Here is a 10,163-nt window from a genome sequence, read left to right as displayed (position 1 = left end):
TGCAGTTCGGTAGCCGCATTCAGCGCGCTCCCCGCGTTCAGCGTCAGGGAGGCGTTACTGTTGATGTCCAGCAGGCCGCTGAAGCCTGAAGCATTGCTGTTGCCAGAGAGGTTGATGTTGCTGTTGCGCAGCACCCAGTTACCCGCGCCGCTCAGCGCATGGTTCAGGGCGGTCAAGGCCCCGCCGGCAAAGGTGTCAAAGGTCAGGGTGCTGCCACTGCCAATACTGACGCTGCCGGTACCCAGGTTGGCGTTTTGACTGACACTAAGGGTTCCAGCATTGATCACCGTACCACCGCTGTAGGTGTTATTTCCACTCAAGCTAAGAATGGTATCGGTACCAGTTTTAGTAAAACTCCCCCCACCACTGATATCACCGCTCAGTAACAAATCGGCATCGTTCTGAAGGATAGAACTACCAACCAATGTGATGTTATTTGATAGATTAGTGGTAGTAGTATTATTAAGAGTCGCACCCGCATTAAGGGTTATATTGCCACTCCCTAAAGCAGTATCCGTCGCAAAAGCAAGCGTACCTGCATTAATAGCAGTACCACCACTGTAAGTATTGATATTAGTGAGAGTGAGAGTGCCAGTACCGGTTTTAGTAAAGCCACCGCTGCCATCAATGCCTCCGTTAAGTAATAAATTTGCGTCCGTCTGGAGAGTGGAGTTACCAACTAGGTTAATTGCATTTGATAAATTGGTAGCCGCCGTGTTGTTAAGCGTCGTCCCTGTATTAAGAGTGATATTACCACTCCCCAAAGCAGTACCGGCCGCAAAGGCTAGCGTACCGGTATTGATAACACTACCGCCGCTATAAGTATTGATATTTGTGAGAGTCAGTGTACCTGAGCCCGTTTTTCTGAAGCTGCCAGCACCCGTGATTTCTCCTGCCAAACTTAAGGATGCATCTGTTTGTAATGTGGTAGCCCCCCCCAGGCTGATACTATTACTCATATTGCTAGCTGCAGTATTATTGAATATACCGCCATTCAGCGTAATATCACCATTACCCAATGACGTTGCTGCAGAAAAACTAAGCATACCCTCATCAAGAATAGTACCACCAGTATAGCTATTGCCCCCACTGATCACGAGTTGCCCAGCACCTACTTTGGTCAAGCTGCCCACGCCATTGATATTATTTGAAGTCAAGGTAAAAATAACATCATCATCGGCCCTGATTATTCCCCCGCCCGCATTCAACGTTATTGCACGAACAGTACCTGCGGTCGCAGTAAGTTCAAGCGTTCCTCCATTGAAGGTTAAACTCCCTGTACTATCACCAAATGAAATCATATTTGATGCTTTAACAACACCGCTATTAAAAGCCCAATGCAAACCATTAACAGTAGAGGTATTGCTTAATGTCCAAGTGCTATTACCCGTTTTTACGTAATTACTGAAACCTGTATATTTCACCCCAAACTGGGTGGCATCAAAGCTTGCATCATCATCGCCACCCAAAGCAAATACATTACCGCTCCCCGTAGATACTACATTACCAATAAAGCCATAGCCAGAACGCAATTCCAGCAAATTATTATTACCAATGAACCTAATGGCATTAGCACCTGAGGTTCCATTAATGTTCCCGGCATTAATTACCGTATTATTGTTGCTGGTAACATTAACACCAATTCCCCCTCCCGTTCCGGTTCCACCACTGATACTCCCAAGATTAGTGAGTGTAGCACCACCATCATTAGCTAAACTAACCCCAGCGCCTCCACCAGCCGTAACGCCGTTACCTCCAGCAATTTGAGCCCCTAAGTTATTGAGGATACTGCCACCATTGGCGGTGATACCATTACCAGCAATACCATTAACCGCCGTTGTACCACCAGTAATAATACCGTTATTTGTAATATTCCCTCGATTACTCAGAACGGCACTGCCAGCATTCCCCCGATTACTCGAGTTTGTACCGGAATTGCCACCTATAATTTGACCACCAGCTTGATTAAATAACGTACCTCCATCAAATAAAAATGTCCCCGCACCACCGCCGCCAGAGTAACTCAATGCAGAATCACCACCAATCCCTCCACGGATGGTTCCTTGATTAACGATAGTACCATTACCCATGAGAACCAGTCCGGCACCACCACCACCACCAGCGCCAGCATAAGAACTCGTGGTTTCATTCCCCCCTCTCCCACCAGAAATCGTCCCTGTATTCAGAAAACTATCAGGCAGTCCATCCAAGACCAAAGCCCCACCACCGCCACCACCACCACCAGAGCCAGGCGCCGGAACATCTCCTCCATCAGTCCCACTGATAACACCCGCATTACTGGTCAGTGAATTACTGACGAGCCCACTTCCCCCACGACCACCAGCACCTATAGTAGCGTTACCCGACCCCCCTCCTCCTCCTCCAAAGCTTAAATCAGGTGTTCCAGGTGCAATCGCGCCCCCTGCTCCACCACCTGCAACTTGCTTACCTGGTTGGGCATTACTACTTTTTGTGGCACCATTACCTCCAGAGCCTGCGACTCCATTACCACCTGCACCACCTGCACCACCTGCAATCCCACCTAAACCCCCAGAACCATTCGCCAGAGTAATATTATTACCACCATTCCCTCCCCCTGACGTTATATCAGCAGCAAAAGCCAAAGGACCGTTAGCCAGCGATAATGAAATGCTCAGCGCTATTGCTAGCGGTGATAACACTGCTATCTTGCTATCCACACTTATTTTTTTTATATATCGTGTAATACGACTAGCAGTACCAATTGATGCTGATTTTTTATGTAGACTAATCAACTCACTGACTACCACCCAAACCTGTAATGCTGAACTCCATATCACCTGATGCACTTTATTCATGTAAACTCCTTTAAAATGCTGCATTAGTCATGCATTAAGCTATTTTCTATATTCACAAAATACTATGTAGCAATGATTTTTAGGGAAAAGAATACAAATCTATTATGGTTCATGGTTAGGAGATCGGTTGATTTTTTTTGGTACTACTACACTGAGCAGTTATACGCCGGTGTATAGGTAGGAGTCGCTTGAAAAACGGGGTCTATGCTATGGTCACTCCTATTTTTGCAACACTGGCCTTGAAGATCGTTGGCTTACTTGAATCTATCAGGTGTCTAAATGAGCTTATTTACCCAAATTTTGATAATATTCATAGTTAAGAAGCTCAAAAAAAATTGATTGAGTTTCCCAGCCATCAAAATAGGGGTAATCGATAGACACCAAGAAGGGCCGAGGAAAACACCCTATCTATCGATATGCGGTTCACAGAACAAGCAAAAATTCTCCTGGTGCAGAGCAAATAGTTGGTGCTGAAATTATTTTTATCAATATGTTACCGCTAGCCTATAACCGTAGGCTGTTTATAGCATTAAGATAAACAGGGCCTTGTCTGCAACACCCTGTTTTTGTTGCGTTCAGAACCGTGCGCTGATCCCGACGTTATACATAAATTGTTCACCGCTGCTCAAACCGCCGGTTTGCGAAACCGAGGTGAAGGCTGCGACCTGCTCGGTCAGCGGCATATTGGCCCCCAGCGTCACATTGACCCAGTCTTTATCCTGGCTGGCACTGTCGCGGGTAAAGGAGGTCTGGGTGGATTTCAGCCCGCCCCCTGCGCGATAGACATCGTCACCAAACTGGTGCTGATAGCTCACCTCAGCATACGGGTTGACCTTCCCCAGTTGCGCATCCAATCGCCACCCTAGGGCGGCAATCTGTGAACGATAGGTCTGATCGTTGAAACGCATCGCGGTGCTGTCGTTACCATCTTCGCTGTAGCCAGAGACGTTGCTGTAATCCCAGGCAAACTGCGCCAGCGGCCCGGTAGTCAAAGAGGGGGTCAGCGGAAAGTCATAGCCGCCGGTTACGCGCGCGCCCCACTGTTTACCCGAGGTTGAGCCGGTTTCGGTTCGCGTTAGCGAACCCAATAACATGCTGCGGCGTATGTCGTCGTAATTCATCGTCATATAATGCACATCTGCGTTGACCCAACCCCGCTCAAACAGCGATAAGGCACTGAAAGCAGAAAACAGTACGCCACGCGCTTTGTATTCATAGCGGCTGGAGGGTTGCTGATCGTCGTTGGAACCGGCCAGCAGCGCGCCGATCAACCAGTCATCCGTCAGCTGATAATCCACCCCTACCGTCAGATTATGCGTGGTGGCACTGCCCTCACCCGCCACCAAGTTTCCAGAATAATCATAGCGTTGACCGGCATAGCCCCCGAACACGCCCAATGAGCCGGGTGGATTATGGCTGGAACGCAACTGCTGAAAACGGCTGTCGAGGGTGGCGCGGCTGTCTCGCGCCATCGCCGCCGTCGCCTGATTGAGCGCCACCGCCTGCGCCGGGCCGTCGAGCACCGCCTGAATATAGTCAGCAATCAGTTGATGCGCCTGTGGGCTAGGATGGAGATGATCGGCAAACAGATAAGGCTGGCTGGCATCAAAACCGGGCGTTGACGAATGGCATACCGCCGCTGACACCCCTGCCGGGCAAGCCATCCCGGCGGTATTGGTGAAACCGAACTGCCCTGGATTGGCAATCGCCTCATTGAATAGCTGATTGACATCAACACGCACGATATTACCACCGCCCTGCGCCAGCAGGCGGTCTTCGCTCTGATTATAAAAATCGGTCAGTTGCCCAGCCTGTGCACTCAGGCTGCCAAAAGCGGCAATCAGTTGCGCGGCGATCAATTGCTGTACCTGCGGATTGGCGCTAGCCTGTGCCGCAGCGGCGCTCAGCGCCTGATGAATAGCCTGCTGACGCGCCGCGTTATCCGGCGTGGCCAGCGCATTGAGCGTGGCATACGCTGCCTGTATAGCTGCCCCCTGCACCGGGGTAAGCGCCTGCTGGATAATCAGCTCCATGAGTTGGGGGGTATAGCCGATATTCGGTACCGTCGGCACAATCACCGTTCCGGCTCCGGCATTCAGCAAAGCATGTACCTGTGCCGCCGCCGCCGCAGCGCTGACGTAGGCTACTTCCGGTGCCGTGACCGGGTTCATCGCCGCCGCCGCTAAATCATTGCCGCCAATCCAATGGATATAGAGCCCGTCACTGTCCGCTTGGCCATTCACTCGCGCCAGATAATGCTGTACCTGATCCTGAGTATTGTCCGCCGGGTTGAGTGCAGGTACCGCCACACCCGCGCCCGCTGCATAGTTATAGCCACCGTCGTCAGAGGCGAGCAGCGCCGCGCCAATCCGCTGGGCAAGTGCTTCGTCGTACAGCTGATGTTGGCGGCTGTCGTAGGTAAATCGGCCATTGTTGCCTGTGTCACTCAGGCTGTCACCAAACACATAAAGCTGATCATAAGCCTGTACCGGCGCATTGAGAAAAAACGCCAAAGCCACTGCAAGCACCGCCGGGCGCGGTGTAGAGATGATTTTTAGAGGCATGAAGAGACTCCTCAGAGTCAGCAAATGAATAAAATGACATTTTTTATCGTGGGCCGTTATCTTGCAGCCATGCAGTAAATATTGCGGGCTTTCACATTACGTCAAGTCAAGTGACGATAAAACCATCAAAAGCTTGCCAACCAGCACACTTCCAGCGATGATTACCTGTAAATAAATACAGCATAAGGAACGTTAGTATGATCAGCGAGCGTTGCGGCTGGGTAACAGCCGATCCGTTGTATCTGGAATACCACGATCGAGAATGGGGCACCCCCACCACCGATGCACGAGAGCTGTTTGAAATGCTGTGTCTGGAGGGGCAGCAGGCGGGGCTTTCCTGGATCACCGTCCTGAAAAAGCGCGAAAACTACCGCCGCGCCTTCCATAATTTCGATCCGCAACGCGTTGCCGCCATGACCGAGCAGGAGGTGGAAACCCTGTTGCAGGACAGCGGCATCATCCGCCACCGGGGTAAAATCGAAGCCATTATTACCAACGCCAAGGCCTATTTAGCCATGGAGGCGGCAGGTGAAGACTTTGTTACCTTTATCTGGAGTTTTGTCGACGGCCAACCTCTGTTGAACCATTGGCAAGCGCTGAGCGAAGTTCCGGCAAAAACTGAACGTTCCGATGCCATGTCCAAAGCGCTGAAAAAACGCGGCTTCAAATTTATCGGTTCCACCATCTGCTATGCCTTTATGCAGGCCAGTGGCTTGGTGAACGATCACCTGACCGGTTGTATCAGCCACCCAAAGCAGCGCAGGGCGTAATCCGCACCGCCCGCTCGGCTGACATCGAACCCCTGATGGCGCTGTGGCTGGCAAGTACGACCCAGGCGCATCCATTCATTGCGGCAGAGTATTGGCAAGAGAGTGCTCAACTGGTGCGCGAAAGCTATCTGCCGCGCGCAACCAACTGGGTTTATCTGTGTGGCGGGCAGATCGTCGGTTTTATCAGCGTACTGAATGAGCGTTTCATCGGTGCACTGTTTGTTCAGCAGGAATTTCATGGCAAAGGGGTCGGCCAAGCATTGATGACTTACGTGCAGCAGCACCACCCCTGGCTGAGCCTGGAAGTGTATGAGCAGAATCTGCGCGCCTGCGCGTTTTACCGCAAGCAGGGCTTTCGCCAAATGCAGCGTCTGTTCAACCAGGAAACCCAGGCTTATACGCTGATCATGAACTGGGCTGGTACCGATCTACACCTCTCCTGAAGCCGTGGCCGTTGCTCAAAACGCACGGCGGGAGGGGAGTATTATCTTAAAGATCCCATTACCGTTGATAATTCAGCTTTTTCTGGTTTCCCTCCCTCTGATTGCCGGTTAGCTTCCGTCGTCATATTTGTAGGCGTTTTCTGCGATTGCAGATCTTGATGCCATTTAAGGGAAAAACCATGAAAAAACGCATTGCAATCATTGCCGGGGCGGTCGCCGCTATCATGACGCTGTCCGCCTGTACCACCAATCCTTACACCGGGGAATCACAAGCCGGTAAAGCGGGCATTGGCGCTGGCGTTGGCGCCGTTCTGGGAGCCGGTATCGGCGTGCTCTCCTCATCGAAAAAAGATCGCGGTAAAGGTGCCCTGATCGGCGCAGCGGCCGGGGCGGCACTGGGTGGCGGAGCCGGTTATTACATGGACGTGCAGGAAGCCAAACTGCGCGAAAAAATGCAAGGAACCGGCGTCAGCGTCACCCGCCAGGGCGATAACATCGTGCTGAATATGCCAAATAACGTTACCTTCGATACCAACAGCAGCACGCTGAAACCGGCTGGTGCCAACACTCTGGTGGGCGTTGCCATGGTGCTGAAGGAGTATGAGAAAACCGCCGTCAACGTGGTAGGCCACACCGACAGCACCGGTAGCCGTGCACTCAACATGACGCTGTCGCAGCAACGTGCCGATGGCGTTGCCAGCGCATTAATCACCCAGGGCGTTGCCGCCAACCGCATCCGTTCCAGCGGCGTTGGCCCGGATCAGCCGATCGCCTCCAACAGCACGGCGGAAGGCAAGGCGCAAAACCGCCGCGTTGAGATCACACTCAGCCCATTGCAGTAACGCCGAGCGGGGCATTCGCCCCGCTGATTTCAGCACCCTAATGTAACGATTCCGCAGAATAAACCCCGTCCTTCTCCCGTTGGCGCTTTATGTTATTTTAAACCAATCGTTAGCCTGCTGGAGTTTGTGATGAAGCCTTCCATTGTGTTGTACAAAAGTATTCCCCCTGACCTGCATGCACGGCTGGAGCAACATTTTACCGTCCATGCCTTCGACGAACTGAACCCAGAGAACCCCGCCCTGAAACAGGCGCTGCAACAGGCTGAAGGAATCATCGGTTCCGGCGGCAAGATCGACGACGCTTTCCTGCAGCAGGCCCCCAAGCTGCGCGCGGCATCAACCATTGCCGTGGGTTACGATAACTTTGACGTCGAGGCGCTCAACGCTCGCCGCATAGCGCTGATGCACACCCCGACCGTGCTGACCGAAACCGTCGCCGATACCCTGATGGGGTTGATGCTAGCCAGCGCACGCCGCATGGTCGAAGTGGCTGAACGGGTGAAGGCAGGGGAATGGCAGGAGAGCATCGGCCCTGAGTGGTACGGGGTGGACGTACACCATAAAACCATCGGTATTCTCGGCATGGGCCGCATCGGCATGGCGCTGGCGCAGCGCGCGCACTTTGGTTTCGGCATGCCGGTGCTGTATAACGCCCGCCGCGTTCATCAGGAAGCGGAGCAGCGTTTCAGCGCCCGCCGCTGCGATCTCGATACGCTGCTGGCCGAATCCGACTTTGTCTGCATTGTCCTGCCGTTAACCGACGAAACCTTCCATATCATCGGCCGTGAGCAATTGGCGAAAATGAAAAAGAGCGGCATCCTGATTAACGCGGGCCGTGGCCCGGTGGTTGATGAAGCCGCACTGATCGAAGCCTTGCAAAACGGTACGATCCACGCCGCCGGGCTGGACGTATTCGAGCAGGAGCCGCTAGCGGTGAATTCACCGCTGCTGAAACTGCCGAACGTGGTTGCCCTGCCACACATCGGTTCTGCCACCCATGAAACCCGCTACGGCATGGCCGCCTGCGCGGTAGACAATTTGATCGCCGCGCTGACCGGCACGGTGAAAGAAAACTGCGTTAATCCGCAGGTGCTGAAGACGGCATGATAGGTGCGGCTCTGATTGGCTGATTGTGCAGTAACGGACAAATGTCTATACTGAAGTAAGACAAATGAGCAACAGGAGGTTTTATGCGCACATTCAGCCCCTCTAAACGGCCAACCAGTAATGAGCTGTGGCGCTCTGCCGGTTTCCCTGCCAGCAGAGGGCCGGAATTAATCCTGCGCTTGCGCCAAGGCCTGCCGGTATCAGTGATTGAAACCATCCACAGTTGGGCCGGTTTTCCGAAAGCGGATATCCTGCGCATTACCGGCATCAATGCCAAAACGCTGAGCCGCAGGAAGGCAGGCAGCGGGACATTAAGCCCGGACGAAAGCGAGAAGATTGCGCGCTTGATCCGCGTGGCCGATGCCGCCGTCGCGCTGTTCGAAGGCGATCGTGAAAAAGCGGTTAACTGGATGCGTAAACCCGTGCGCGGCCTGGCGAATGAAACCCCAGAAAGCCTGCTGAATACCGAAAGCGGCGCGGTTGAGGTACTCGATCTCATCGGCAGGCTTGAACACGGCGTTTTCTCGTGATCGGGTATCGCATCGTAAAAACCAAGTTTCTGGATAGCGCCTGGTCGGGTTACGGTGCCCAGCAATACGGCGGCCGCTGGAACCACAAAGGCAAAGCCATGATCTACCTGGCGACCTCGGTCTCCTTGGCGATGCTCGAGTGCCTGGTGCACTTTGACGAAGCCGCCCTGTTGCAGCATTACACCCTGCTGAGTATTGAGGTGGCGGACACGGATATCATTACGCTGGCCCCAAACGCTTTGCCCGCAAACTGGCAACAATTCACCGCACCGCAAGAAACCATGGACATCGGTTCAGAATGGTTGGATTCAGCCACCTCTGTGGGGTTACTGGTTCCCTCGGCGGTGGTGCCGATGGAAAACAACCTGTTGATTAACCCCCAGCATGCTGATTTCGCGGCCTACCTGGCTAGCGCCCAGGCGATACCACACAGGTTCGACGCTAGGCTGAAATAACGCGGAATTAATACTTTTCCGGTGGCCGCCTGCGCGTATGGAATACCCTGAAAATATGTATTTCATTGTTTTTAATTCTGTAGGGGATCAGATAAGGGAAGGAGTGCATCACAATTTCCCGCGTTCCCATCACTCGGCCCGCCCGACCTAACGCCGGATGAGTCACCAGCAAGTTCACCTGGCGAAAAACGTCTCTGGCAAATTCGGCCGCGGCTTGTGGGTTCTCTTGGTAAAGCCATTCATATTCATCATCAAAATTAATTGTGGCTTTCCTTAGCCATTTAATTTCCATCCGGATCGAACACTCCCATTCGCTTAAAACGGGCCGTCATTTCACTGCTTGATGCAAAATCGCCGTTATCTGCTTCAAGGATGGCCTGCTGAATTTCAGCAACCTGCCAAGCCTCACGGTTTAAAAAATCCCGAATCGCTTGCACCGCCAGAAAGGATTTGGTTCTGCCGGTCGCTTCTGCCAGGGCTTCAAGCTGCTCGGAGAGTTCGTCGGAAAGACGTACAGACATTACGCTCATAGGTTACCTCACACTACAATGTTTATATTGTAATATAGATTAAAAAAACAGCAGAACATAGTCAAACCTCTCCCCCTACCCCCTC

At 52.7% G+C, this 10,163-nt stretch carries 10 protein-coding genes; 6 read left to right on the top strand and 4 right to left on the bottom strand.

The window, feature by feature from the left end; translation table 11 throughout:
• A partial coding sequence (locus WG891_RS20380; protein WP_337264274.1) for an autotransporter-associated beta strand repeat-containing protein occupies positions 1–2,837 on the bottom strand: 2,837 nt, incomplete at its 3' end.
• A gap of 575 nt (positions 2,838–3,412) precedes the next feature.
• On the bottom strand, positions 3,413–5,401 hold the full coding sequence (locus WG891_RS20375; RefSeq protein WP_337264273.1) for an autotransporter outer membrane beta-barrel domain-containing protein: 1,989 nt from the start codon (positions 5,399–5,401) through the stop codon (positions 3,413–3,415).
• Between the two features lie 197 nt (positions 5,402–5,598).
• Here WG891_RS20375 and WG891_RS20370 point away from each other — a divergent pair, with 197 nt between their 5' ends.
• The 6 genes from WG891_RS20370 (at position 5,599) to WG891_RS20345 (ending at position 9,548) form a co-directional block, all read left to right on the top strand.
• Complete coding sequence (locus WG891_RS20370; protein WP_337264272.1) at positions 5,599–6,171, top strand: DNA-3-methyladenine glycosylase I; 573 nt, start codon at positions 5,599–5,601, stop codon at positions 6,169–6,171.
• Between the two features lie 35 nt (positions 6,172–6,206).
• On the top strand, positions 6,207–6,614 hold the full coding sequence (locus tag WG891_RS20365) for an N-acetyltransferase (protein ID WP_337264277.1): 408 nt from the start codon (positions 6,207–6,209) through the stop codon (positions 6,612–6,614).
• Between the two features lie 179 nt (positions 6,615–6,793).
• Positions 6,794–7,456 carry an OmpA family lipoprotein gene (locus WG891_RS20360; RefSeq protein ID WP_076943813.1) on the top strand — a complete coding sequence of 221 codons (663 nt, stop codon included), beginning with the start codon at positions 6,794–6,796 and terminating at the stop codon, positions 7,454–7,456.
• A 129-nt stretch (positions 7,457–7,585) separates the two neighbouring features.
• Positions 7,586–8,563 carry a glyoxylate/hydroxypyruvate reductase GhrB gene (gene ghrB, locus WG891_RS20355; RefSeq protein WP_337264271.1) on the top strand — a complete coding sequence of 326 codons (978 nt, stop codon included), beginning with the start codon at positions 7,586–7,588 and terminating at the stop codon, positions 8,561–8,563.
• Positions 8,564–8,646: 83 nt separating this feature from the next.
• A complete protein-coding gene (gene parS, locus WG891_RS20350) occupies positions 8,647–9,093 on the top strand; it encodes a type II RES/Xre toxin-antitoxin system antitoxin (protein ID WP_337264270.1) in 447 nt (148 codons plus the stop codon).
• Positions 9,090–9,548 carry an RES family NAD+ phosphorylase gene (locus WG891_RS20345; RefSeq protein ID WP_337264269.1) on the top strand — a complete coding sequence of 153 codons (459 nt, stop codon included), beginning with the start codon at positions 9,090–9,092 and terminating at the stop codon, positions 9,546–9,548. Before parS ends, WG891_RS20345 begins: the two co-directional genes overlap by 4 nt.
• A gap of 7 nt (positions 9,549–9,555) precedes the next feature.
• Here WG891_RS20345 and WG891_RS20340 read toward each other — a convergent pair whose 3' ends face one another.
• Both WG891_RS20340 and WG891_RS20335 read right to left on the bottom strand, forming a co-directional pair.
• The gene (locus WG891_RS20340; RefSeq protein WP_337264268.1) at positions 9,556–9,840 is read right to left on the bottom strand and encodes a type II toxin-antitoxin system RelE/ParE family toxin; all 285 of its coding nucleotides are present in this window, start codon (positions 9,838–9,840) and stop codon (positions 9,556–9,558) included.
• Complete coding sequence (locus WG891_RS20335) at positions 9,830–10,078, bottom strand: CopG family ribbon-helix-helix protein (RefSeq protein WP_337264267.1); 249 nt, start codon at positions 10,076–10,078, stop codon at positions 9,830–9,832. The genes WG891_RS20340 and WG891_RS20335 overlap by 11 nt, the downstream gene beginning before the upstream one ends.
• Between the last annotated feature and the right edge of the window lie 85 nt (positions 10,079–10,163).

Origin of the sequence: Serratia sp. MMO-28 (genome assembly GCF_037199905.1) — a bacterium.
Taxonomy (GTDB): domain Bacteria; phylum Pseudomonadota; class Gammaproteobacteria; order Enterobacterales; family Enterobacteriaceae; genus Chania; species Chania oryzae.
This window is presented reverse-complemented; position numbering and strand designations above follow the sequence as displayed.

Coding starts and splice junctions, on each gene's coding strand:
- parS (WP_337264270.1), top strand. CDS start 8,647: ATGCGCACATTCAGCCCCTCTAAACGGCCAACCAGTAATGAGCTGTGG.
- WG891_RS20335 (WP_337264267.1), bottom strand. CDS start 10,078: ATGAGCGTAATGTCTGTACGTCTTTCCGACGAACTCTCCGAGCAGCTT.
- ghrB (WP_337264271.1), top strand. CDS start 7,586: ATGAAGCCTTCCATTGTGTTGTACAAAAGTATTCCCCCTGACCTGCAT.
- WG891_RS20370 (WP_337264272.1), top strand. CDS start 5,599: ATGATCAGCGAGCGTTGCGGCTGGGTAACAGCCGATCCGTTGTATCTG.
- WG891_RS20365 (WP_337264277.1), top strand. CDS start 6,207: ATGGCGCTGTGGCTGGCAAGTACGACCCAGGCGCATCCATTCATTGCG.
- WG891_RS20360 (WP_076943813.1), top strand. CDS start 6,794: ATGAAAAAACGCATTGCAATCATTGCCGGGGCGGTCGCCGCTATCATG.
- WG891_RS20340 (WP_337264268.1), bottom strand. CDS start 9,840: ATGGAAATTAAATGGCTAAGGAAAGCCACAATTAATTTTGATGATGAA.
- WG891_RS20375 (WP_337264273.1), bottom strand. CDS start 5,401: ATGCCTCTAAAAATCATCTCTACACCGCGCCCGGCGGTGCTTGCAGTG.